Source organism: Pseudomonas laurylsulfativorans, assembly GCF_002906155.1.
In the GTDB taxonomy this organism is placed as follows: Bacteria; Pseudomonadota; Gammaproteobacteria; order Pseudomonadales; family Pseudomonadaceae; genus Aquipseudomonas; species Aquipseudomonas laurylsulfativorans.
This window is the reverse complement of record NZ_MUJK01000001.1, coordinates 21905-46174: the sequence shown is the minus strand read 5'-3', so window position 1 is coordinate 46174 and position 24270 is coordinate 21905. Positions and strand designations below refer to the sequence as shown.

General features: G+C 58.9%; 24 protein-coding genes. 12 read left to right on the top strand and 12 right to left on the bottom strand.

The window, feature by feature from the left end:
- The first annotated feature begins 63 nt into the window (after positions 1 to 63).
- The 4 genes from B0D71_RS00195 (at position 64) to B0D71_RS00180 (ending at position 2578) form a co-directional block, all read left to right on the top strand.
- On the top strand, positions 64 to 873 hold the full coding sequence (locus B0D71_RS00195; protein ID WP_103392929.1) for a DUF2092 domain-containing protein: 810 nt from the start codon (positions 64 to 66) through the stop codon (positions 871 to 873).
- A gap of 300 nt (positions 874 to 1173) precedes the next feature.
- Positions 1174 to 1413 carry a hypothetical protein gene (locus B0D71_RS31150; RefSeq protein WP_133160903.1) on the top strand — a complete coding sequence of 80 codons (240 nt, stop codon included), beginning with the start codon at positions 1174 to 1176 and terminating at the stop codon, positions 1411 to 1413.
- A 222-nt stretch (positions 1414 to 1635) separates the two neighbouring features.
- Positions 1636 to 2289 (top strand): hypothetical protein, encoded by a 654-nt coding sequence (locus B0D71_RS00185; protein ID WP_103392927.1) that lies wholly within the window; start codon positions 1636 to 1638, stop codon positions 2287 to 2289.
- A gap of 82 nt (positions 2290 to 2371) precedes the next feature.
- Positions 2372 to 2578, top strand: a complete 207-nt coding sequence (locus tag B0D71_RS00180) for a co-regulatory protein PtrA N-terminal domain-containing protein (RefSeq protein ID WP_103392926.1) — start codon at positions 2372 to 2374, stop codon at positions 2576 to 2578.
- 399 nt (positions 2579 to 2977) lie between these two features.
- Here the strand turns inward: B0D71_RS00180 and B0D71_RS31350 are convergent, their stop codons facing one another.
- From B0D71_RS31350 to kynU, 9 genes are all read right to left on the bottom strand, one after another.
- On the bottom strand, positions 2978 to 3505 hold the full coding sequence (locus tag B0D71_RS31350) for a hypothetical protein (RefSeq protein ID WP_165798662.1): 528 nt from the start codon (positions 3503 to 3505) through the stop codon (positions 2978 to 2980).
- Positions 3506 to 3930: 425 nt separating this feature from the next.
- Positions 3931 to 4680 carry a hypothetical protein gene (locus tag B0D71_RS00165; RefSeq protein WP_103392924.1) on the bottom strand — a complete coding sequence of 250 codons (750 nt, stop codon included), beginning with the start codon at positions 4678 to 4680 and terminating at the stop codon, positions 3931 to 3933.
- A gap of 102 nt (positions 4681 to 4782) precedes the next feature.
- Positions 4783 to 6378, bottom strand: a complete 1596-nt coding sequence (locus tag B0D71_RS00160; RefSeq protein ID WP_103392923.1) for a DUF5666 domain-containing protein — start codon at positions 6376 to 6378, stop codon at positions 4783 to 4785.
- The gene (locus tag B0D71_RS00155) at positions 6375 to 7217 is read right to left on the bottom strand and encodes a DUF6502 family protein (protein ID WP_103392922.1); all 843 of its coding nucleotides are present in this window, start codon (positions 7215 to 7217) and stop codon (positions 6375 to 6377) included. Before B0D71_RS00155 ends, B0D71_RS00160 begins: the two co-directional genes overlap by 4 nt.
- A gap of 129 nt (positions 7218 to 7346) precedes the next feature.
- Positions 7347 to 8036: a hypothetical protein gene (locus B0D71_RS00150; RefSeq protein WP_420825119.1), complete on the bottom strand. Its 690-nt coding sequence runs from the start codon at positions 8034 to 8036 to the stop codon at positions 7347 to 7349.
- Between the two features lie 421 nt (positions 8037 to 8457).
- Positions 8458 to 8889 carry a glycine zipper domain-containing protein gene (locus B0D71_RS00145; protein ID WP_103392921.1) on the bottom strand — a complete coding sequence of 144 codons (432 nt, stop codon included), beginning with the start codon at positions 8887 to 8889 and terminating at the stop codon, positions 8458 to 8460.
- A 303-nt stretch (positions 8890 to 9192) separates the two neighbouring features.
- Positions 9193 to 10602, bottom strand: a complete 1410-nt coding sequence (locus B0D71_RS00140) for an amino acid permease (RefSeq protein ID WP_103392920.1) — start codon at positions 10600 to 10602, stop codon at positions 9193 to 9195.
- An 85-nt stretch (positions 10603 to 10687) separates the two neighbouring features.
- Positions 10688 to 12001 (bottom strand): OprD family porin, encoded by a 1314-nt coding sequence (locus B0D71_RS00135; protein ID WP_103392919.1) that lies wholly within the window; start codon positions 11999 to 12001, stop codon positions 10688 to 10690.
- Positions 12002 to 12101: 100 nt separating this feature from the next.
- The gene (gene kynU / locus B0D71_RS00130; RefSeq protein ID WP_103392918.1) at positions 12102 to 13352 is read right to left on the bottom strand and encodes a kynureninase; all 1251 of its coding nucleotides are present in this window, start codon (positions 13350 to 13352) and stop codon (positions 12102 to 12104) included.
- 186 nt (positions 13353 to 13538) lie between these two features.
- Here kynU and B0D71_RS00125 point away from each other — a divergent pair, with 186 nt between their 5' ends.
- Positions 13539 to 14012, top strand: coding sequence for an Lrp/AsnC family transcriptional regulator (locus tag B0D71_RS00125; RefSeq protein WP_085726294.1), 474 nt, complete (start codon positions 13539 to 13541; stop codon positions 14010 to 14012).
- A 186-nt stretch (positions 14013 to 14198) separates the two neighbouring features.
- Here B0D71_RS00125 and B0D71_RS00120 read toward each other — a convergent pair whose 3' ends face one another.
- The gene (locus B0D71_RS00120) at positions 14199 to 15206 is read right to left on the bottom strand and encodes an AraC family transcriptional regulator (protein WP_103392917.1); all 1008 of its coding nucleotides are present in this window, start codon (positions 15204 to 15206) and stop codon (positions 14199 to 14201) included.
- A 375-nt stretch (positions 15207 to 15581) separates the two neighbouring features.
- Between B0D71_RS00120 and antA the strand changes: the two genes are divergently transcribed.
- The 3 genes from antA to antC are packed head-to-tail and all read left to right on the top strand — an operon-like array spanning position 15582 to position 18511.
- A complete protein-coding gene (antA, locus tag B0D71_RS00115; RefSeq protein WP_103392916.1) occupies positions 15582 to 16973 on the top strand; it encodes an anthranilate 1,2-dioxygenase large subunit in 1392 nt (463 codons plus the stop codon).
- Entirely contained in the window at positions 16973 to 17464 is a 492-nt protein-coding gene (gene antB / locus B0D71_RS00110) for an anthranilate 1,2-dioxygenase small subunit (protein ID WP_103392915.1), read from the top strand. Before antA ends, antB begins: the two co-directional genes overlap by 1 nt.
- An 18-nt stretch (positions 17465 to 17482) precedes the next feature.
- Positions 17483 to 18511: an anthranilate 1,2-dioxygenase electron transfer component AntC gene (gene antC / locus B0D71_RS00105; RefSeq protein ID WP_103392914.1), complete on the top strand. Its 1029-nt coding sequence runs from the start codon at positions 17483 to 17485 to the stop codon at positions 18509 to 18511.
- 58 nt (positions 18512 to 18569) lie between these two features.
- On the opposite strand, the gene kynB is transcribed toward antC, so the two are convergent.
- Positions 18570 to 19223, bottom strand: a complete 654-nt coding sequence (gene kynB / locus B0D71_RS00100) for an arylformamidase (protein ID WP_103392913.1) — start codon at positions 19221 to 19223, stop codon at positions 18570 to 18572.
- Between the two features lie 408 nt (positions 19224 to 19631).
- Here kynB and pcaQ point away from each other — a divergent pair, with 408 nt between their 5' ends.
- From pcaQ to gfa, 4 genes are all read left to right on the top strand, one after another.
- On the top strand, positions 19632 to 20555 hold the full coding sequence (pcaQ, locus tag B0D71_RS00095) for a pca operon transcription factor PcaQ (RefSeq protein ID WP_103392912.1): 924 nt from the start codon (positions 19632 to 19634) through the stop codon (positions 20553 to 20555).
- Positions 20556 to 20681: 126 nt separating this feature from the next.
- Entirely contained in the window at positions 20682 to 21401 is a 720-nt protein-coding gene (gene pcaH, locus B0D71_RS00090) for a protocatechuate 3,4-dioxygenase subunit beta (RefSeq protein WP_103392911.1), read from the top strand.
- A gap of 12 nt (positions 21402 to 21413) precedes the next feature.
- Complete coding sequence (pcaG, locus tag B0D71_RS00085) at positions 21414 to 22016, top strand: protocatechuate 3,4-dioxygenase subunit alpha (RefSeq protein ID WP_103392910.1); 603 nt, start codon at positions 21414 to 21416, stop codon at positions 22014 to 22016.
- A 330-nt stretch (positions 22017 to 22346) separates the two neighbouring features.
- On the top strand, positions 22347 to 22925 hold the full coding sequence (gfa, locus tag B0D71_RS00080) for an S-(hydroxymethyl)glutathione synthase (protein ID WP_103392909.1): 579 nt from the start codon (positions 22347 to 22349) through the stop codon (positions 22923 to 22925).
- A 338-nt stretch (positions 22926 to 23263) separates the two neighbouring features.
- Here gfa and B0D71_RS00075 read toward each other — a convergent pair whose 3' ends face one another.
- The gene (locus B0D71_RS00075; protein ID WP_103392908.1) at positions 23264 to 24163 is read right to left on the bottom strand and encodes a DMT family transporter; all 900 of its coding nucleotides are present in this window, start codon (positions 24161 to 24163) and stop codon (positions 23264 to 23266) included.
- Between the last annotated feature and the right edge of the window lie 107 nt (positions 24164 to 24270).

Below are 24270 nucleotides of genomic sequence, written 5' to 3'. Positions count from 1 at the left end.
GGTGATGCGACTAACTTTGTAGATCCGCATTACCCATCTTGCACACTGTAGTGGTGACCCCCTATGGAAAAGATCGCCCGAATATTGATCGAGTCTTCTGTAACCCGCATCGCCGGGGCGGGACTTGCACTGTTCATCGGTTTTGGCGCGTCGGCAGGGGCGCAAGCCGATGAGGCCTATGCCAAGAGTTTGATCAAGAACATGTCTGACTATATGTCAGCGCAAAAAAGCATATCGTTCAACTACGACACCATTCTTGAAGTGGTCACTAAAGATCAGCAACGGCTCTCACTGGCAGGTTCCGGCACTGTCGTTATCAATCGACCCGACAAGTTGCGCAGTACGCGTTCCAGCGGTTTTACAGATATCGCGATGTTATTTGATGGCAAGACGCTGACCTTGTTGGGAAAAGGCAAGAATATTTACTCGCAGGTCGAAGTCCCGGGCACGCTTGACCATCTCCTCGATGTGCTAAGGGATAAATACAACAGGCCGCTTCCCGGCGCGGACCTGTTCATGTCCAACCCTGAAGAACAACTGATGGCCGGCGTCAACGACATCAAGGATCTGGGCAGTGGTGTTATCGGTGGCGTGGAATGTGATCACCTGGCCTTCAGGAAGAAAGAGGTGGATTGGCAGATCTGGATTGCCCAGGGCGACCGGCCCTATCCTTGCCGATATTCCATTACTTCCAAACTGATTGCCGGAGGCCCTCAATACAGCATCCAGCTAAGCGACTGGAAAAGCGGCGATACCGTTGCAGCTGATGACTTTGCTTTTAAAAACCCGACGGATGCGAAAAAAATCGAGCTCAAAGACCTGCCCAACGCCGAGGACTTGCCGAGCAATTTTGTGCGAGGAAAAACCAAATGAACCTCTTGATGAAATCGGCTGGACTGCTCCTGGGGGGATTCGTCCTGATGTGCGCACTTGAGGTGGGAGAGACCTTGTCGATCCCCGGTGTACACAGTTTCATTCCTCAAGCCGAGGCGGTGGTCGGGCGCCCTCTCACCCCCGTAAGCGTTGCCGGAGTAGCGAGACGCACTGCACGACGCAATTAACGGTCCGGAATGGGCTTTTTTCGAGGGGAAAATGGGCGTTCCTTGACTTGGTTTTTTACCCCGGCCAGGGTTTTTTTGATGGCTGACCGGCTTAAAACCCCCGATTTTCCCCATGGAATATGGAAAAAAAGACGAAAAAAACGCAATGGCTTTCATCGGCCTCCCGACTCGCCGAAAGCCAGTCATGGTGCTGGCTGCGCCCTTCAGTGATGGCGATATGCGACCAATCAGGGCACTGCCGTTGGTCAGCAAAGTTGATCAAAAAATGAACTGGTACGGATTTTTTCGTTCAGAATACGCAACAGGTGACACGGGCTGCGAGCCTCACCTGACCCCCAGAAGCGGAAGTTAAACCTCATATAGGCGCCAAGTGCGAATGAGGTTTTTGTTACCTGAAAATGGAACTGGTCGAATGATTAAAAGATCATTCGAGAAACTCGCTTTTTTCTTCGCAGCGTAATGCCGCAAGATTAAATAATAGAAATTGCTGGATCCTGACTGCGGTCAGCAACGGAAAAATCCAACTAGCCGTGCTGAAGTCAAGTTGATCCACTATTAGTACAAAGAGGTCGTCATGGAGCTTGGTATACTGTCTGCGCCAGCCGCGGAATATGTGCGTTTGGGCGTTGTATATTTCCATCTTATCGCCTGCTGTGTCGCAATCGGACTGGTGTTGACCAGTGACATTGCAATGGTCAAGCAACTCCTTAAAGGGGATGTGTCGGGTCACCATGATGACGCGCACATGGAAAGTCTTCAAAAAACTGTATCGCTTGCACTGGTAGCGCTCTGGATTACCGGCATTGGTATTATCGGAATCGATTATGCCGGCAAGGGAATGGAGTATTTCCTCAATCCAAAGTTACAAGCCAAGATCGGCATCGTTGTACTGCTGACCTTTAATGGCTTCCTGTTGCACAGCGCTGTATTGCCGGCGCTGAAAAAAGCCGGTTCGTTACTCAAACTTTCCTTCAACCTGCGCATGCTCGCGCTGTTCTCCGGCGCCCTCTCTGGCGTGTCGTGGTTCTATGCCGCCATGCTCGGTGTCGGTCGTCCGCTGGCCTGGAAGTACTCGCTGGTCGAGTTGCTGGCCGCCTATCCGGTTCTCATCGTCGGCGGATTTGGCGCGATGGTACTGCTCACCGCCTGGGCAAAAAACAAAGACGCTGAAGGCCGTATGGAGCAACGCACCTGGGACAGCAGAAACGCTGCCCTGGCTGGCTGGTGAAGCCAAGCGCGTTCAGCTTTAGCCAATGAATTCCGTTGTTAACTGTTTACTAACTCTCACTTTCTCCCTTGAGGATACCCAAATGAAATCCATGAAAGCTCTCTTCGTAATCGCCGCTCTGACCGTGTCTTCCCTGGCGATGGCCACCGGTGGTGGTGACAAGAATTTCAATCGCATGGAGGCGTCCCGGAAAGTTTCGATGGAAGCCTTCCAGGTAGCGCAGAAACAGAAGGCTGAAGCCGCTGTAGCTCAAAGCAAGGCCAAGGCAGCCAATAGCACCAACGGCTGATCTGTGTAGCGCGTCCCGGTCGATGTTTCGGACCGCGTAACACGATGGCAAAAAGAAGTCGCAAACCCTGCAGGGTTTGCGACTTTTTTTATACGTCCTTCAAACTGCCGGGACGTTTTCTACGGGTATGCCTGCCGTTGCGTAGCGTACAGGCCTAGTTCTGTACCTCAGGCACGTCTACATCCGGGGCGTCTGGGGCATCCGCCACATCCTGCCTGGCTGCCCTGGCCTCGGCTTTGGCCGCCTCTCTTGCCGCGTTCGCATCTACTTTGGCGGCGTTCCTGGTAGCATCCGCGGCAGCCCTGGCTGTATCTCTGGCTGCATCCGCGTCTGCCTTGGCGGCATCCCTGGCCGCATCTGCGGCGGCCCGGGCTGCATCTCGGGTTGCATCCGCACCGGCTACGCCAGCAGCTTTTGCGGCGTCACGGGCAGCATCCGCATCAGCCCTGGCGGCATCTCTGGTTGCATCTGCGTCAGCTCTTGCAGCATCCCGGGCAGCATCTGCATCAGCCTTGGCAGTGTCCCTGGCTGCATTCGCATCATTTCTGGCAGCGTCCCTGGCTGCGTCTGCGGCATTGTTGTCAGCATTATTATTGCCACGTGCATTACCTTGGCCTGTGTGTCCGGCAACACCACCATTGTCAGCGTCGCCGCGCCCCGGGCCGCCATGCCCTGCGGCACCATCACCGCCATGGCCGCTGCCAGCGTTACCGCCGCCGCCATTACCACCGTGTCCACCGCCTCCGGAGCCTCCTGAGCCTCCTGAGCCTCCACTGCCGGAGCCACTGCCGCCTCCGTGACCACCACTGTTCCCGCCAGCGCCGCTGCCACCACCGTGGCCGCCTCCGCCGTCACCACCGTGACCGCCACCTCCGGAGCCACCGCCGTTACCGCCGTTACCGCCACTGCCTCCGTTACCGCCCCCACCGCCGCTGCCGCCATCTTTGGCATACGCGCTGGAGAAACTACCGATGTCATCGGGCACCAGCACAGTCGATGCAGACAGGACTGCACCTATTGCCAGGGCCAACAAACATTTTTTGAGAAGCATGATGCACCTCCGTTTGGAGTTGCGTAGTCATGTCCGTATCGAACGCAATGTCCAGTGAGTTCCCGGCCGCCCATTGGGGCGGCCAGCCAACCGGCACGGCCATTAACCTGCAGCAATAACGAGCAACTGCGCTTTCCGAACGATCCTTCAGAGCCAGTCAGCATCTACGCGTGGGAAATATTCCCACACCTATAGGTTAGTTCTGTCAGCCCGGGTGTCAACGACCGAACATCCGGACTAACGCAGGCGATGGCCCGGGCCGATGCGGTGAAACGCATCAGTGCAGGGAAACAGGCGGGTATCAGTAGGTGTGGGTGAATACCAGCCCAGCCTCGGCATCCGGGCTGGCGTCGGAAAACCCCTTGACGGCATATAACTGAAACTTCCAGTTCTGATTGAGCTTATGCGTGAGGAAGAGGGTGAGTTCCTTGATCTGGTCGCCCGTGGAAACGACCTTCTGCCGCCAGTCGTAGGACACCCCCGCCGAAGTGCGCGCAAACACGGGCATGGCCAAACCCAGGCCGGCGAATATCGGGTTGTCGAAGTCGGAACCCGACGGGTCGCCGAATTTTTTCCAGCCCAGGGTGGCGAACCCGGTCACCCGGCCGAAGGCCTTGGCGACATCGACCTGGGCGGAATAGTCGGTTTTGCCGGTGCCCAGGCACTTGTCTTCGTCGGCGGTGGGCAACTTGACCTTGCCGATCAGGTCCACGAACAGTCCGCCAATGTTGCCGTCAAGCACGGCATAGTCGGCACCGGCGACAGTGTCGCCCAAACCGCTTTCCACTTTGTCGCACCCGCCGGGCAACGGCTCACCGTCAGGGCCGACCGATGGATTGGTGATGCGCAGCCAGGGCACCGTGAGCTTGTAGGTCATGGGACCGGTTTCGTACTTACCCACCAGCGGGACGTACCAGGTTTCGGAAGTCGTGCCAGTGCCATAATCGCCCCGAGAGTAGTCGGTTCCGATCGAGGTCGAGAAGGTATCGGCCAGGGCCGGCAAGGCCAGGCTGGCAAGCCAACCGACGAGCAGGATGCGCTTGGGGTCCATGTTCACCTCGTGTCTTGCGTCATCGAAGTTCACACGCATGCTTTGTTGCGTGACTTACACAGCCTAGTGACTTATGGCAAAAGTGCATCATGCCTGCACTGTTTAACCCGACTTGCCAGAGCGGTCGACTTTTTCAACCTTCTCGACTTTCTCGACTTTCTCGACTTTTTCGACCTTTTCTGGCCGCTCAACTTTGTCGACCTTCTCAACCTTTTCTGGCCGATCAACTTTCTCGACTTTCTCCGGACGTTCGACTTTCTCTACCTTCTCTACCTTCTCTACCCTCTCCACTCTCTCGACTTTGCCGGATTGATCGACCTTCTCGATACGCTCTGACTTACCGGACTTGTCCACATCCACGCGTTCTATATTGTCGCTACCGCCATGGCTGTCATTGCCCCCGTGACGAGTATCGTCGACAACGCTGCCCTCGTTCTCGGAGCGGCCGCTCCTGTCACTGCCCGAGCTCCCCGAATGCCCCGAGTTGCCGGAGCTGTTGGAGCCGCTCGAGTTGCCCGAGTTGCCCGAACCACTCGAGTCGTCGGACGCTTGCTCGCCGCTTCGAACTCGCCCGTGCTGGTTGCTGGCTGGCGAATCGGAGCGCTCGCGGGGCAATTCAATACGCGTGGCCTGTATGTCCCGTGCGCCGCTGAACACGCCGATGACCCGCACGCGTCGATCCAGCGCCAGTTCCGAAGACTGCACACCCACAAACGTGGTGTCGCGCGCCAGCGTCACATTAAAGCCACCCACCACCAAATGGCGGTCCTGCCGGCCCTGTACCAGGCCCTCGATCACCGCATTGTGTGCCCGGCCAATGAAGGGCAGGCTCGGGTCGGGGCGACTTTGGCTGACGTCCAGCTCGCGGCCAGACCACTGGCCGCGCACCAGCATTTCCTGCGCCGGCCCTGGGTGATTGCTGAGTTTGAGTCCCTGCAGATAACCGCTGCGATCCACCGGGCCGATGGCACTGGCCTCCTTGAGGCCGGGCGCCCGATCGATGCGGCTGGCCACCACTTCACCACGGGCATCGCGCAGCCCACTGACCCGTACGGGATCACCCGGACGCAGACCGGCAGCGACTTGGGCGCCGCTGGCCAGGCGTACCGGTTGCCCCATGACACGCATAGGCAGGGAGGCTCGAGGCAAGGCCGTCAAAGGGCCTTCGTAGACGTGCAGGATCGAAATGCGCCCGGCCTCCAGACCACGGCTGGAATTAAACGCTTGCACGGCAACCACTTGGCCGACTGCCAGGCGGGTGCTGGTGGCGGCAATGCCGTTCTCGCTGACAGGAACGTTTTTGTTGAAGTGCACTTCCACGCCATTGACGCAGATCGAGGCGAATCCGGTGATGGTGCCGACAATGCCGGTGCCACCGATCCCGCCGTTGTCGTTGCTGATGCCCGTGCCACCCACGCCGCCTGCAACGGCACCGGTGCCGCCAATGCCGCCAGGGCGTTTTTTGAGCGGCGCGCCCGTACCGCCCACCCCGCCGTTGTCGGTACTGATGCCGGTACCGCCCATGCCACCAGGCGCCGCGCCCGTACCGCCGGTGCCACCCGGAGCCTGGATGACCGGTACCTCAATTGCGCCCGCGTCATTCTCGCTCACGCAGGCTGGGGCGGCTTGCAACACAGTCGCAAACCCGAGGCCCAGAGTGAGGGCAACGGCTCGAATCAGGTGCAGATTGATGGTCATGGCTTGGGAGCCGTTGGTAAGTCGGGATCGGAAGCTTCAGTGTAGAAGTACAGGCCGACCGTGATGCGCTGGCGCTGTTCAAGGCTGGGCAGATCGCGGAATTCCAGCTCGGCGGCGAGTCGATTGAAACTCAACAGGGCCTGCATCCCCTCGCTGGCAACGGCCTCGCGCAACGCCTCGACGCTCATCGGGGTCAGTGCGTCATAGTGGACGCTGCGTTCAAAAAAGGCCGGACCTTCACTGCTCAGGTTGTGTACCGCAGCGCAGGCATGATCGTGCAGGTTATGCCCCAGGTAAGCCGCTTTCTCATCGAAGCCCTTTTGCGGCACGAAGGCCTGGGCTTCGAGGTGCACGCATTCTTGTTCGTCAAGGCGCACGACCCCCAGGCGCAACCACTCGTCCAGCACCACCCGCGCCCTGATATCCGTACTGACCTTCGCCACCAGGGCGTCAAAGGAACGCTCGCCGCCGACGCTGGCCAAGCGAGGCAGCGGCAGTGGCTGGCCGGCGTCGTTGCAGAAGGGTGCGCAGGTCCAGGCATTGACCAGTTGCGCACCGAAGGTGATGTTTTCTGGAAGCGTCGAAGATGCGGGGTCGCTGGTGTTGCGCAAACGCCGTACGTCCTTGCGGTGCACGCCGGTAAGCAGGCTGATGCGACTGTCGGTGGGTGCCTTGTCGTCCAGACGGAACTCACGGTCCGCCACATCGACAAAAACCTCCTTGAGCAGATCGGCAAACACCAGATAGGTGACGCCTTTGCGCAGCATCAGGCGCACCAGCGGCCGCATGACGTGCCGCAGGGCTTTGAGGAGCGAGGTGGGCAAGGTAGACGATTGCATTCAGCGCATTCCTGGACAGTTAACCCCAGTATAGCTGCGTGGGAAATAATCCCATGAGTGCTGGCGCTTTTTTGCCGTGCCTCATACAAAACCGCTCTGCAGGGTTTTGTATGAGGTCATCAGGCCGCTTCAGGTCCGGCTGTTGTCGTCGCCGGGTTCGCCGCCAGCATGGACGCCATTGTCGTCACCCGGCTCACCGCCAGCATGGACGCCATTGTCGTCACCCGGCTCACCGCCGACATGAACGCCATGATCGTCACCTGGCTCACCGCCGACGTGAACGCCGTGATCGTCACCTGGCTCGCCACCGACGTGAACGCCATGGTCGTCACCCGGTTCTGCATGGGTACCACTGCGACCCGAGTTCGAGTTTCCAGAACTGGCATGGCCTGAATTCCCATTGCCACTGCCATGGTCGCTGCCGCTATGGCCACTGTTGCCGCCACTTCCACTGTTGCCACCGCCGCCACTGTTGCCGCCGTTGCCGCCGCTGTTACCACCGTGGCCTCCACTGCCGCTTCCGCCACCGCCGTCACCGCCGTGGCCTCCACTGCCGCTGCCGCCACCGCCGTTGCCACCGTGGCTTCCACCACCGCCACCACCGTTGCCGCCACCGCCGCCGTTACCGCCGCCACCGCCGTTGCCACCACCACCACCACCACCACCACCACCACCACCACCACCACCACCACCACCATCCTTGGCATAGGCGCTCGAGTCATGGGAAATGGAGTCTGGTACCAAAACGGTGGAAGCCGAGAGGACGCCACCGATTGCCAGCGCCAGTAAACCTTTCTTGAAAAGCAGGTAAGTGTTCATCGTGCATTCTCCTGGTGATTTACCGCGAGCAGTACCAACGCAGTTCGCGTTGCGATCCGGGAGCGGCTTGGGAGTAACCCGTCAAACTTACAGACGATCTTGAATTTTTTTTGCGTGGGATTTTTTCCCACACAATGTAAGTTAGCCCTTTTTGGCTCCGGGTCAATCCGCGCAGGAGAAAGCTGACAGACGGCTTTGTGCAAGCCACTGAACATCGATAGCCCCTTTGGGGCCTGGAAGAAGGATGGGTGGACGACAGGCGTCTGCCCCGGGTGATCACCGAGACGTGAGGGCGACGCAGGCAGCACCGCAAAGGGGCCTGCGTCCGGTTGGAGTGAACTTCATGTAACCCATAGGGGAGCGTTATGCCCGCTCCCCTGTTGAAACAAAGCTTTCAAATACTCTGTCTCGGCACCCGCGATCAGTCGTGATGTTTATTCTTGTGTTTATTCTTGTGTTTATTCTTATGCTTGTAGTCGGAATCGTGGTGGTCGTTGTCATCGGCCATATTGTTGCCGATCGCACCACCTGCTGCGCCACCCAGACCAGCGCCGATCAGGCCACCGGTGGAACCACCGACACTGCTGCCGATGACCTGACCACCCGCTGCTCCGAGACCTCCGCCAATAGCTGATTCGGTCTTCTTGCCACTCTTCGCGGTCATTGCACCGCCGGCTGCGCCACCTACGCCGGCTCCGATCGCAGCGCCAGTGCTACCTCCCACAGCCTGACCGACCACGCTGCCAAGGGCGCCGCCGACACCGCCACCGATAGCTGTGTTGGTGGCTTCGCCGGCAAGGGAGTACTGCGATACAAGCAGGCTTAATGCAACGACAGTGAATGATTTACGCATCAGACGGACCTTTAGAAGTACACAAAAGACGAAAAGTCTGTTGGTACGAGACAGTCAGGTCAACAGATATTCGAGCGGGCATTAATCTGGATCAGCCAATCGGTGAATAGCAGACCGTCTATCAATCAACTCCCCTGCCCCGGACTCGATCGCCTCTGTGGGAGCGAGCTTGCTCGCGATGGTCGTTAAAGATAACGCGTGTTTACTGACTAAACGCTGCGCTCTTGAGTCCATCGCGAGCATGCTCGCTCCTACAGAGTCCTTAACTGAACAGCATTACGCTACAGCGGGGCCCCCTTCAGCCTAGCCCTTGGGCAGCGGACTCAACGCCGCAACGGCCCTGGTTTTCCTGAAGAAAACACCGTAGACAATCGACAGCACCAGCAGGAACGGCACACCGAACACCAGGGTCATCTTGAAGGCTTCAGTGAAGTAGGTCGTGATCATCACCGCCCCCATCAGGACTAACCCCAGCAAGGTGCTGTAGGGAAACAGACGCATGCGGAACGACAGTTTGCGGTTGCCATTACGTTCGTGAAAACGACGGAAGCAGTAGTGCGTGAGGAAGATCATGAACCAGGTAAAGATCGCGCCGAACATCGAGATCGCCATCATCAGGGTGAACGAACTTTCCGGGTACAGGATGTTGAGCAACGTCGCCAGGGCGATACCCGAACTGGAGAGCAACAGTGCGTTCAACGGGATCCCGGTCTTGCTCAACACACCCATGGATTTTGGCGCATAGCCGGCACGCGACAGGCTGAACATCATGCGCGTGGTGATGTACAGCTGGCTGTTCATCGCTGACAACGCCGCAATCAGGATCACGAAATTCATCACACCGGTGGCGCCGGGAATGCCGATGGCTTGCATCACCGTGACGAACGGACTCTGGGCATGACCGGCCTGGACCCAAGGCACGATCGCCAGCATCAACGCCAGGGTCAGCAGGTAGAACACCACCAATCGCACGATGGTCCCGCGAAAGGCTTTCTTTACCGCTTGCTCTGGGTCTTTCGCCTCACCGGCAGCCACCGCGATCATCTCCACGCTCAGGTAGCTGAAGATCGACACGATCACCGCTATCCACATCCCTTGCAAACCATTGGGGAAGAAGCCGCCGTGAGCGGTGTAATTGTGCACGCCGTATTCCGGGTTGCCGGAACCGAACACCACGTACACCGCCAGGATGATGAAGCCGACGATCGCGCCGATCTTGATGGTCGAGAACCAGTACTCGAAGGTGCCGAAGGTCTTCACGCTGATGGCATTGAGCACGATCAATACGCTGGAGAACGAGACGATCCAGATCCACTCCGGCACGTTGGCAAACCAGTACTTCATGTACATCGCCACCGCCGTCACTTCCGTGCCGACCGCCAGCACAATCGCCGCCCAATAGGCATAGCGCACCAGGAACCCGGCCAGCGGGCTGACATAAAATTCGGCGTAGGCACCGAACGAACCCGAGGTCGAATGGGCCACGGTCATTTCCGCCAGGCAGCCCATCAGCAGCAAGGTGATGATTGCGCCAATCCCATAGCTGAGCAGCACGCTCGGCCCGGCATAACCGATGGCATAGGCGCTACCCATGAACAGCCCGGTGCCAATCGCACCACCAATGGCGATCATGCTCATCTGCCCCGACGTCAGCTGACGCCGCAGGCCGTGTTCACGGTTGGATATCGTTTCGAAACCGGCGTTATCGGTCATTTTTATGTCCTCTGGATGTTGTCTTTCTTGAAGAGCACGTCGTGGGTTTAACGGTGGGGATCAGCCACGCACAGCAGGACACGGATCAGAAAATACTCAGTGGATACTCGATGATGACGCGCACTTCGTTGTTGTCGGTGGTGTCGGCGCGGGCGACTTGCGCGGTGGAACGCACACTCGCCTGGCGTATGCGCAACGACAGGTCCCTGGCCTTGCCCGATTGCACGACGTAGCGCGCCTCGATGTCGCGCTCCCAGCGCTTGCCGTCATCGCCATAACGCCCATAGGCGCCATTGGGTCCGCCGTCGTAATGGCTGTCGTCGATGTGGTCGCCACTGACGTAGCGCGACATGAAGCTCAGGCCCGGGATGCCGAACGGCGCCATGTCCAGGTCATAACGCAGTTGCCATGAGCGCTCGTTGGGGGCGTTGAAGTCGAGTACCTGAATCGAGTTGGCGAGAAAGATCGACGTGCCTGGCTGCCGGTCGAAGCCCAGGTAATCGAACGGCTCGTCGCCATCGACCCGCTGGTACGCCAGGGTCAGGCGATGGGCGCCGAATGTGTACGCGGTGGCCAGCGACCAGGTGGTGTTGTCAATCCTGCCGGCCAGGCTATCGCCGGTATCGTTGGTGCGGTAGAGATTGAAATCCAGGTTCAGCGACTGGCCTTCGCCCAGTACAGAGGTGTAGTTGGCGTTGCCGTAGTACTGCCGCCAGATGTCGGTGAACTGCGAACCGTAGAGGCTGACACTCAACTGATCGCTCAGCGCATAGCTGCCGCCGAGGTAGTCGACGCTGCGGGTTTCCACCCCGGCGTACAGCGCTTTAAGCGCGCCATCGGCATTGGTCGAATTGTTGTCGTTGCCAGCAGTGAAGTGGCCAATGTCCAGTTGCAATGCCTTGAGCTCATTGCTGGTCAACTGAAAGCCGGTGGCGACGCTGGTGAACAGTCGCGCATTGCCGGTGCCGAATACCGGATTGAGCGGTGTCAGGTTGCCGTACTTGAGCTCGGTCTGCGAAATCCGCGCCTTCACCGCACCACCGGCTTCAGAATATTCATCCTCGGGATTGCCATCGGAATCGACAGGCAGCAAACCCGTGCCCGTGCGGCCTTTGCCACTGTCGAGCTTGATGCCCAACTGCGCATAGGCATCGACCCCGAACCCCACCGTTCCCTGGGTGTAGCCGGAGCGGTAATCGAGCATGATCCCGTGGGCCCATTCGTCCCGATAGTTCTGACCGCCCGGGTTGTTGAGGTTGTTGCGGTAGAAATAAAAGTTGCGGTTGGTCAGGGTCAGGCTGCTGTCTTCGACAAACCCGTTGTCAGTGGCAGCACAGGCCATTTGTCCAAGACAACTTGAAATGGCGAGCGGCAAGGCGGGCCAGAGGGACAGTTTCATTCTGCGTGCTCCTTATTATTGTGTTTGCAGAACTGGTGTATGGGCGAGCGAAAGCCCGCCGCGGGAAAATGCCCGCGGCTGGACCAGCACGCCGGAAGGTTCAGGTCACGCTGTGGCGAACCTGGTATCGCGCTTGTGACCAGGTGTTCTGGTCGAGGATCTCGCCGAGAATCTGTACGGCATCCCAGACTTCGGTGAAGGTCGTGTACAGCGGGGTAAAACCGAAGCGCATGATGCGTGGCTCGCGGTAGTCACCGATCACGCCACGGTCGATCAGGGCCTGGATCACCGCATAACCTTCGGGGTGTTCGAAGCTGACGTGACTGCCTCGTCTGGCATGCTCACGCGGGGTGATCAGCTTCAGTTCGTGAGCCGCGCAACGCTGCTCGACCAAATCGATGAACAAGTCAGTCAGGGCCAGGGATTTGCGGCGCAAGCTGGCCATGTCGGTCTGGGCGAACACGTCCAGGCCGCACTCGACCATCGCCAGAGAGGTAATCGGCTGGGTGCCGCACAGGTAGCGTGCGATGCCGCTGCTCGGCGCGTAATGCGACTCCATGGCGAACTGCCGCGAATGGCCGAACCAACCGGAGAGCGGCTGCGGCACCAGATCGCACAACTGCGGCGACACCCAGACAAAGGCTTGCGAACCCGGCCCGCCGTTGAGGTACTTGTAGGTGCAGCCGATGGCGTAATCGGCACCCGCCTGATGCAGGTCGACCGGTACCGCGCCCGCGGAATGGGCCAGGTCCCAAATCGCCAGCGCGCCACATTCGTGGGTCAGCGCGGTCAGGGCTTGCATGTCGTGCATGTAGCCGGTTTTGTAATTGACGTGGGTGAGCATGACCACTGCCGTGTCCTGGTCAATGGCTTGCGGTAACTGTTCAGGACTGTCGACCAGGCGCAGGGTGTAACCCTGTTGCAGCATTTGCGCGAGGCCTTCGGCGATGTACAGGTCGGTGGGGAAATTGCTGGATTCGCTGACGATCACTCGTCGCTGCGGCGACCTGGTGGCCTGTACGCGCAAAGCAGCGCTCAGCACTTTGAACAGGTTGATCGAAGTGGTATCGGTCACTACGACTTCACCGTCCCCTGCCCCGATCAAACCCGCCAAACGGTTGCCCAGACGTTCGGACAGCTCGCGCCAACCTGCACTGTTCCAGCTGCGGATCAAGCCATTGCCCCACTCCTCGGCGACCACCGCTTGAGCCCGCGCCAATGCGGCGACCGGCCGCGCGCCCAGGGAGTTGCCATCGAGATAGATAACGCCCTCAGGGAGCGCAAACTGCTGACGCAGGTGCGCCAGCGTGTCCTGGGCATCAAGCGCCAGACAATCGTTTCTTGTGGTCATTGGGTGTCCTGTTTTTTGTTATGCGGCGCCCTCGGGACGCCTTGAATCAAGGCCATTCGCTTGCCTTTCGATGAGGAGATAATGAACGAACCTTTACAGAATTTTCGTGCAAAGTGAGCAGCGCTATAGTAGTTATCTCGCAGATTATTCGAATCAAAGCCCAATAAACGCGGATTTATTCAAACCATGAATCTTGACTCGACAGACCTGCGAATCCTGCATCAATTGCAACAGGATGGCCGTATCAGCAATCAGGAACTGGCGGAGAAAGTCGCCTTGTCACCCTCGGCCTGCCTGCGCCGGTTGCGCCTGCTGGAAAGCGAAGGAATCATCACCGGCTATCGCGCGGTGCTGAACGCCGAGCGGCTGGGCATTGAACTGGAAGCCATCGTTCATGTGTCGCTGCGACAGGACGTCGAGGACTGGCACGAGACCTTCATCAAGAAGGTTCAGCAGTGGCCGGAAGTGGTCACCGCGTACGTCATCACCGGGGCGAGCAACTATGTGTTGCGGGTCCAGGCCCGCAACCTCAAACACTTCTCGGATTTCATCGTCAATCACCTCAACCGCACCGCCGGCGTTACCGATATACGTTCGGAAATCGTCCTGCAAAAGATCAAGGAGCGCGAAGAGTTGCTGGATCTGGTGGTACGCAAATAAGGCCGCTGGCGCCCATTGCTGCTCACTCAAGAGCATCTTGAGCCAGTGAAAAACCTGTGGCGAGGGAGCTTGCTCCCGCTGGGGCGCGAAGCGGCCCTAAAAATGGGACTGCTGCGCAGTCCAACGGGAGCAAGCTCCCTCGCCACAGGCTGCTTATTGTTTGCTCTATATCTTAAGTGAACAGCATTACCACAGGCGCCGGGCTTCGTTGCGTTGCAAGGTCATGCTCGGCGTTTCGTCGAACAGCTTGCGGTACTCGCTGGAAAAACGCCCCAGGTGCATGAACCCCCAGCCCATGGCGATCCCGGAAATATTGCGTGCCGATCCGTGCTCAAGAATCTCCTGGCGCACGGCGTTCAAGCGGTACTTTTTCAGGTAGACCATCGGCGACATGGCGAAGTACTTCTTGAACGCATCGAACAGCTTGAAGCGCGAAACGCCGGCAGCGGCCTCGATGTCCTCCAGGTGCAACGCTTCGCGGGCGTTGTCATGGATGTACTGTCGAGCCCTGATCAAGTAGTGCGGCAACTTCACGCCCAGCGCGTCGCGCAGCTCCTGCGAATAGTTGTTGGGCTGGGCGAGGATCAAGCCTTTGATCAGTGAGCTTTCGATGTCCCGGGTGAAGGCCACTTGCTCGAAGAGTTCGCTGCTGCGCTCCAGCTCATCGATGAAATAACGCGCCATGCGCCACCAGGACGCCGATGCCCCATCGATCGCATCCATCACCGGCTCAAAGCGCAGCGGTACGTCCAGAGGCCGTTGCAACATCCCCTCCAGCGCTTCGCTCATCGCACTTCGGGTAATCACCACCTGAACCTTGCGACAGTCACCGGAAATCGCCAGCAGTTGGTTTTCATTGGGCGAAACGATGACCCCTTGATCGCGGTCGGACCTGATCACGCTGCCATCCTTGCTCAGCTCTTGCTGGCCCACCAGCGGCAAGCTCAGGCTGTAACTGCTGAAGTGCTCGGCGTCTTCGATATCGATGGTGACATCGGTCCCGTATTCGATAGTGCCCAGGGTGGTGGCCATCGATTTGAACATGTTGGCGCTGTGATGAAAGCGGATCCGTTCCGGGGTCGCGCTCACCAGTCGATGGGGGCCGCAGATACCGGACATCCAGCTTCTGGCGGCCTCGAGGTCATCGCTGTCGACACGAATGTCGCGAAACTGCGGATCAACTTTGCTACTCATCACGGTGCACTCACGGAATGTTGCCCTGCGCGCTCTGACGGCGCGTACCAGACGGGAAAGGAGCAACTTCCACGCCATAAAAAGCCAGCGCCCACTTAACGGATAGTGATCGGCAACTATGCGGATAAAGCATGGCTGGCAAAGCCGGAAAAACACTCGATGCGCACTCGACGCATTGCAAAACAGTATCCGATTGGCGCAATCAGGTGCAGCCGTTTATCACCTGGTGCGCAATTTGTGTCATCGCTGCCCAACAGGCTGTTACCCGCCCCCCCCAATTTTACGGACTGCCTTCGCCAACTTATCGGATAGACCGCCACCCGCCCCGCTTCTCTAATGAGCACACCGATTAGCCCAATAAAAAAGGTGCACACCATGAGTGGCGAAAAAAACGTCGAGCAGTGGAAAGCGTTTGTCCAGAGCTGCCTGGATTTCCGCCCGGCAGAAGGCGTCTTCCGCATCGCCAGGGACATCTTCACCGAGCCGCAGTTGTTCGACCTGGAGATGGAACTGATCTTCGAGAAAAACTGGATCTACGCCTGCCACGAAAGCGAACTGGCCAACAACCACGACTTCGTGACGATGCGCGCCGGCCGCCAGCCGATGATCATCACCCGCGACGGTGATGGCCAGCTCAATGCACTGATCAATGCCTGCCAGCATCGCGGCACGACGCTGACCCGCGTCGGCAAGGGCAATCAGTCGACCTTCACCTGCCCCTTCCATGCCTGGTGCTACAAAAGCGACGGCCGCTTGGTCAAGGTCAAGGCCCCTGGCGAGTACCCGGAAGGCTTCGACAAAGCCACACGCGGCCTGAAGAAGGCGCGCATCCAAAGCTACAAGGGCTTCGTTTTCATCAGCCTCGACGTCACCGCCGACAACAGCCTGGAAGACTTCCTCGGCGATGCCCGGGTGTTCTTCGACATGATGGTCGCCCAGTCGCCGACCGGGGAGCTGGAGGTACTGCCCGGCAAGTCGGCCTACACCTACGACGGCAACTGGAAGCTGCAAAACGAAAACGGCCTCGATGGTTATCACGTCAGCACCGTGCACTATAACTACGTGGCCACGGTGCAACATCGCCAGCAGGTCAACAGCGAAAACGGCACCGCCGCCAGCGGCACCCTCGACTACAGCAAGCTCGGCGCCGGCGATGCCAATACCGATGACGGCTGGTTCGCGTTCGATAATGGCCACAGCCTGCTGTTCAGCGACATGCCCAACCCTTCGGTGCGCTCCGGCTACGCGACGATCATGCCGCGCCTGATCGAAGAACACGGCCAGCAAAAGGCCGAGTGGATGATGCATCGCCTGCGTAACCTGAACATCTATCCGAGCCTGTTTTTCCTCGATCAGATCAGCTCGCAATTGCGCATCATCCGCCCGGTGGCGTGGAACAAGACCGAAATCGTCAGCCAATGCATCGGCGTCAAGGGAGAGTCCGATGCCGACCGCGAAAACCGCATTCGCCAGTTCGAGGACTTCTTCAACGTCTCGGGCCTGGGCACACCGGATGACCTGGTGGAGTTCCGTGAAGCCCAGCGCGGTTTCCAGGCGCGCCTGGAACGCTGGAGCGATATTTCCCGCGGCAGTCATCGCTGGGCCACTGGCGCCACGCCCAATAGCGAAGCAATCGGCATTGCCCCGGCCATGACCGGCACCGAATTCACCCACGAAGGGCTTTACGTCAACCAGCACCGCAACTGGCAGCAATTCCTGCTCGATGGCCTGGACGCCAAATCCCTGAAACTCCGTGAGGTGCAATGATGAATGCGCAATTGCAGTACCAGGTCGAACAGTTTTTCTATCGCAAAGCCGAACTGTGCGACGCCCAGGATTGGGACGCCTACCTCCAGCTGTTCGCCGAGCACAGCGAGTTCCACTTGCCGCAATGGGACTCCGAACACGTCTACACCCGCGACCCCAAGCGCGAAATGTCGCTGATCTACTACCCCAATCGCTCAGGCCTGGAAGACCGCGTGTTCCGCCTGCGCACCGGCAAGTCCGCCTCCTCGACGCCGATGCCGCGCACCCTGCATCAGATCAACAACGTGCGTATCGACGCGCAGCCAAACGGTGAACTGGAGGTGCGCCTGAACTGGCAGACGTTGTATTACCGCCTGGCGACATCCGAGCAGTTTTTTGGCCGTGCGACCTATCACCTCAAGCCCCACGCCGATAGCTGGTTGATCACCCGCAAGCATGTGCTGCTGCTCAACGACACCATCAACTCGGTACTCGATTTCTACCACCTCTGAATCCAAGGAGACCGGGGCATGAACCATAAAGTCGCGTTCAGCTTTGCCGACGGCAAAACGCTGTTCTTTCCCGTACAACCGAACGAAATCCTGCTCGACGCCGCCCTGCGCAATGGCATCAACATTCCCCTGGACTGCCGCGAAGGCGTCTGCGGAACCTGCCAGGGACGCTGCGAGTCAGGCGATTACAGCCAGGACTACGTGGATGAGGAAGCCCTCTCCAGCCAGGACCTGCAACAACGCAAAATGCTCACCTGCCAGACGCGGGTCAAATCCGACGCGGCGTTCTACTTCGACTTCGCCTCCAGCCTGTGCAATGCCGCCGGCCCCGATCAACGCACGGCAACGGTCAGCGCCGTCCAACAGGTGTCGGAGAGCACCGCGATCCTGCACCTGCACCTGGACCTGGGCCAGGTCGGACAATCACTGGACTTCCTGCCGGGGCAGTACGCCCGGCTGCTGATTCCAGGTACCGGGAACAAGCGCTCTTACTCGTTCGCCAATCGGCCAAGCGTCAGTAATCAGTTGCAGTTCCTGATTCGCCTGCTGCCCGATGGGGTGATGAGCAACTACATCCGCGAGCGCTGCCAGGTGGGCGACCAGATCGCCCTGGAGGCACCGCTGGGCGCGTTTTATCTGCGACACGTCACCAGGCCGCTGATCCTGGTGGCCGGTGGCACCGGCCTTTCCGCCTTGCTGGGCATGCTCGACGAACTGGCCGAACGCGGCTGCGAGCAACCCGTGCACTTGTACTACGGTGTGCGCGATGCGGCCGACCTGTGCGAACAGGCGCGCATCCAGGCCTATGCACAACGCATCCCGGGGTTTCGCTACACCGAGGTGGTCAGCGATCCGTCGCCGCACTGGGCTGGCAAGCGCGGCTACATTGCCGAGCACTTCGACGCCGCTGAACTGCGCGATGGTGAGGTCGATATGTACGTCTGCGGGCCACCGCCGATGGTTGAGTCGATCAAGACCTGGCTGCAGGCCCAGGCACCGGAGAGCGTGCACCTGTACTACGAAAAATTCACCGAAAGTAATACCTGACACCCCTCACCCGAAGTGGGCGCCAGTTCCGGCGTCCACTTCGGGTTTACAGAAGGGGTTAGCCGCGTTGTAACGCACTCAACGGCCGCAGAATCGCCCTGACCGGGCTGGCGTCCAGATGCGCAAACCGCAGCGGCAAGGCGATCAACTCATAATCGCCTTCCGGGACATCGTCCAGCACGATGCCTTCAAGGATCGCCATGTGATGGCGGGCCACGGCACTGTGTGAATCCATGGTCTTGGATTGCTGCGGGTCCAGTGACGGCGTATCGATGCCAATCAAACGCACACCCAGGCTCGCCAGCAAGTCGATGGTTTCCCTGGCAACGGCCGTGAACCCTGAATCCCAGGCCGTCAGCGGTGCCTGGCGATAGGTTCGCAGCAGTACTCGCTCGGGCACATCGTGCAAACGCCCTTGCAGTTGCTCCGGATGCACCAATCCACCGCTGTCCAGGCAATGCAAAACGCGACAAGGCCCGATATAGACGTCCAACGCCACGTCGCCAATCGGCGCGCCGTCAGCGCTGTAATGCAGCGGTGCGTCGACGTGAGCACCGGTATGCGGCGACAGGGTAATGCGTCCGACATTCACCGGGCACTCGGGACCGTAGGTCCAGACGCGTTCCTCCTGGAAAGGTGTATCCCCTGGCCAGGTCGGTGTTTCGGTACTCAAGAACGGGCTGATGTCCCACAACGTTGTATTTTTTGTCATCGCAAATGCTCGCCGTTTTTTCCGAGTGAAATGATACGAGCGGCAGCGGTGAAGATTCGTGCAAAAACCTTGGGTCACCGCGCGGGTTTTCGCACAAACCGTCATGGATGGGCGTGATGGCGGCAGGAAATTTCAAAGTGTCTTGTTGCACAAACTATCGTGAACGCTTGCGCCACGCGTCACTGCGTTTGCTCACTGATCTTTGTTATTGTTCGCCGCGGTGGGCGATGCCGTTGCACTGAAGATACGACCCGGCGATCAATAGCGCTCTCTCACACGCTGACGGGTTCGATCAGCGGGGCGGCAAACCTGGGCTGCGAACTGCCGAATGTCGACCGATAACCACCGTTTTGCCGGCATCGGTCACCAGGAACAATGAATGCCACACCACGAAGGCGGAGCAGCAGATTGAACATCGATACCCGAATCAAATTCCGTCATCTGGTGTGTTTTCTCGAAGTGGCGCGCCAGGGCAGCCTGGCACGTGCCTGCGACACGTTGGCAATCAGCCAGCCGGCACTTTCAAAAACCCTCAAGGAACTGGAATCGCTGCTGGCTGCCAGGCTGTTTGAGCGGAGCAAAAAGGGCTCGACGCTGACCGAGGCCGGGGTGGCTTTTTTGCGTTATGCGGGGCCGAGCGTGCAATCGCTGCGTGAAGGGGTCAACAGTTTGCGCTCCGGCGTACATGAGCCGATTGCCGTACGACTCGGCGTGCTCTCCACCGTCGAAAGCCTGTTGGTGCCTGAAGTTGTCTGCCGTTTACACGACCGCCATCCCGCCTTGGCGGTCAGTGTCGTGACCGGGCCAAGCGCATTCCTGCTGTCGCAACTGCGGGTCGGCGAGCTGGACCTGGTGGTGGGCAGAATGACCGATAGCCCATCGATTCACGGGTTGGCGTTCGAGCACCTTTACAGCGAGTCCATGACCCTGGTGGTACGTAACGGCCATCCGCTGCTGACCGATCCACTGAGGCATAAAAACCTCGAAGACTATCCAGTGGTACTGCCGCTGGCGGGGACGACGATCCGCAAATTCGCCGACAGCCTGTTTGTGCAGCACGGGATCACACCTTCGCGCCAACGCCTGGAAACCCTGTCGGTTGCCCTGAGCCGGCGCTACGTCCAATGCAGCCAGGCCATCTGGGTCGCGCCTTTTGACGCGGTCAGACAGGACTTGACGCTAGGTGAGTTGGTGGAACTGGGGATGCGTGAAGCCGGTGGTTCCGTGGGGCTCTGCACAAATCCCGTGTTGCCGGTGACACCAGCGGCCCAGTGGTGCGTGGAGGCATTGCGCGAGGTCGGGCAAGAATATCGCGATGGGAAATATCCATAACCATTTGGACATGCAACAAGTCGGTTTTTTCAATTTTGGGTTGGGTCGCACAAGAGGAAACTGGGTTACGCGTCACTGCCAACGCAGTGCCTGCCTCCGTCCAACCATAACAATAGGAAAAACGACATGTCTGATGCGCATGACAGCCGCTTCGCCATTCGTGACCGTAATTGGCATCCCAAAGCCCTGACACCTGACTACAAGACTTCGATCCTGCGTTCCCCGCGCCAGGCATTGGTGAGCATTCCCCAGTCTGTTTCGGAAACCAGCGGCCCGGATTTTTCTCATCTGAAGTTGGGCCAGCACGATAACGACCTGCTGCTGAACTTCAATCACGGCGGCCTGCCCATCGGCGAACGCATCATCGTCGCGGGTCGGGTTTGCGATCAATACGGCAAGCCGATTCCCCATACCTTGGTGGAAATGTGGCAAGCCAATGCCGGTGGACGTTACCGGCATAAAAAAGACAGTTACCTGGCGCCCCTTGATCCGAATTTCGGCGGCGTCGGCCGTGCATTGACGGACCGCGATGGCAACTACAGCTTCCGCACGGTCAAGCCCGGCCCCTACCCATGGCGCAATGGTCCCAACGACTGGCGGCCGGCCCATATCCATGTCTCCATCAGTGGCCCGTCCATTGCCACGCGCCTGATTACCCAGCTGTATTTCGAAGGTGATCCGCTCATCCCCATGTGCCCGATCGTCAAGTCGATCGCCAATCCGGAGGCGGTGCAGAGCTTGATCGCCAGGCTCGATATGAGCATGGCCAATCCTATGGATTGCCTGGCTTATCGCTTTGATATCGTCCTGCGCGGCCAGCGCAAGACCCACTTCGAAAACTGCTGAGGAGGCCTGCATATGCCCGTTCAACTTCTGCCTGAAACCCCGTCGCAAACAGCCGGCCCCTATGTCCATATCGGACTGGCACTGGAGGCGGCCGGCAACCCGCCGCGCGAGCAGGAAATCTGGAACGTCATGGCAAAACCTGGCGCGCCCGGTGAGCACATTCTATTGATGGGCCACGTTTACGATGGCAATGGGCATTTGATTCGCGACGCGTTTCTGGAGCTCTGGCAGGCCAACCACGAAGGCCTCTACGACAACGGTTTCGATCTGGAAAAACCCTTCAACTGCTTTGGCCGTACCGCCACTACCGATGTCGGTGAATGGACGATCGAAACCGTCAAGCCAGGCCTGGTGAAAAATGCCTCGGGTGTGCCCATGGCAGCACATATCAATGTGTCGCTGTTCGCCCGGGGCATTAACATCCACTTGCAGACGCGCCTGTATTTCGACGACGAACCCGAGGCGAATGCAGTGGACCCCGTATTGAACCTGATCGAACAGCCACATCGGCGTGAATCCCTGATCGCCAGGCGCTGCACGGTTGATGGAAAGCTGGCCTACCGCTTCGATATCCACCTTCAAGGCGAATCGGAAACAGTGTTCTTCGACTTCTGACGATGCAAACACCGTGTTGAGAGACCGCTGATGCGTCAACTGGCTACCGCGCCTGGCTCACGCCAGCGTTCTGAATTCAGCACTCTCGCCCGTGCACTGGCCCTGGCCGCGCTCAAGGGGTGATCGCAGACTATTCTTGATCTGGATAACCAACCGGTCGCACCGAAGGAGGCCACTCGTTTATGCACTGTGTCCTTTGCGAAATCCGCCGCGGTTCGACCTGATTCACGAAGGCAAATCGATCCGTGTCGTCATCGAGTTCCGATGAACTACCGGTCTGGGGCACGGCCCCAGGCACTTTTGTCTGACACCCAGAAAGGAGACGCCAGCATGAGCACCTTGCAACTTCACCCTGCACTGGACAAGGGTATCCAACCCGCCGCCGCGAATTTCACAGGTGGCACCCTGCAATGCCTGTGTGCGACCGACAAGGTCGAGGTCAAGATCGACGCACAAACCCTGCATAACCACGCGTGCGGCTGCAGCAAATGCTGGAAACCACAAAACGCCACATTCGCCGTCATCGCCGTGGTGCCGCGAGATAAGGTCAGCGTCATCGCCCACGGCGAAAAGCTGGCGATTGTCGACGAATCCGCCACCATCCAGCGCCACGCCTGCAAGCAGTGTCACACCCATCTCTTTGGGCGCATCGAGAACAAGAACCATGCGTTTTATGGCCTGGACTTCGTCCACACCGAGCTTTCGCCACAGAGCGGATGGGCTGCGCCGGGATTCGCGGCGTTCGTGTCCTCCATCATCGAAACCGGCACACCGCCCGCGCAAATGAAGGCCATCCGCGACCGCTTGCGCTCGATCGGCCTGGAACCCTATGACTGCCTGTCCCCGGACTTGATGGACGCACTGGCGACTCATGTCGCCAAACAGAAAGGCCTGCTCCCCACCACCTGATTGATCGGTCGCCGCGGTTTCTTTCCCGGACCGCGGCTCCGATTCACCTTCGAAGTTGGGCGCCCCACAAGTGGGCTGTCGGCATCAAGCCAACGGGGTACGCCAGTTTTCAATTCCGCTCATACCAAGTTTGTACTACTCGCACTTTCAACCCACCTTTTCGCTATGGCTCAGTGCATCTATATCAGGCAGATAACGGCCAACTTCTGCCGATGCTGACCGGTAGCCATGGGTGGGCTGCTGTCCTTCGTGACAGGCGGCAATCGGCCAGAAGCGGTCCGTCGCTCAAAACACTCAAAAAATACTGACTACTAAAGTAGTCAGGATCCGAAAAAAGCTCACTCGGTCGAAGGGACGGATGCTTTGCTGCCCAAGCGGATTAGTTCATTGGAGAAACACAGGCCGACGATGATCAGTGCCGCTCCCGCGTACAGGCTTTCGCGCGGTACTTCATTGAGCGCCACAAACGCCAGCAGCGCGGCGAACAGCGGCTCGGTCAGTTCCAGCGCCTGCACTTGGGATGGCTTGAGATACTCGATGGCCTTGGTGGTGCAGAAGAAGCCGAGGATTGTCGGCAACGTGGCCAGCGCCAGCAGCGCGGCGATCGCCAGCGGCGACAGCTCGCCGATCACGAAACCATCGGCCGCGGCCGGCATCAACAGGTACAGGCTGCCAAAGAACAACAATTGTCGGGTGAAGTGCAGTCCCCCCGACACGCCCATCCGCTTCATGACAACCGAAAACGCCCCATAGCCGCAGCCGGCCATGGAGGCTAGCGCAGCACCTTGCAGGGTAAAGCCCTGCTGCAGGTCGGCGCCGAAGATCACCGCGATCCCGGCGATAGCCAGTGCGGCGCCCACGGTCGCGTTCGCGGTGATGGCATCCTTGAGAAAGATGCGCCCCAGAATGATCGAGGAAATTGACGCACTGGCCATCAGCACCACCACCACACCTGCCGCAGCGTAATGTCGATAGGCGGACGTTTCGAAGTGGAACAGCACAAAGATGCCAAGGAACGCGCAGATAGCCGCCTGAGTCCATTTGGTCGTCGACGCCGGGCGCTTGAGGAAAAGCAGTAAGATCGAGAGAAGCATGCAACCCAGTACGGTCTTGATGACGGCGACACTGCTGGCGGTGAAGCCATTACCCATGAGTACTTTGCTGAGTACACCGATCGTAGCGTTCAGTGCCGCAGCGGAGAGTGCAAATATGACGCCTTTGCTGAAAGTAGATTGCATTGATGACGATCCCTGTCGCTGAATTGTCGTTCGATAGAATGCCGCCCTACATCGACGGCGCAAAGTTTGAGGATACGAAGATCCCATCGACCCCAGTATTTATTGTG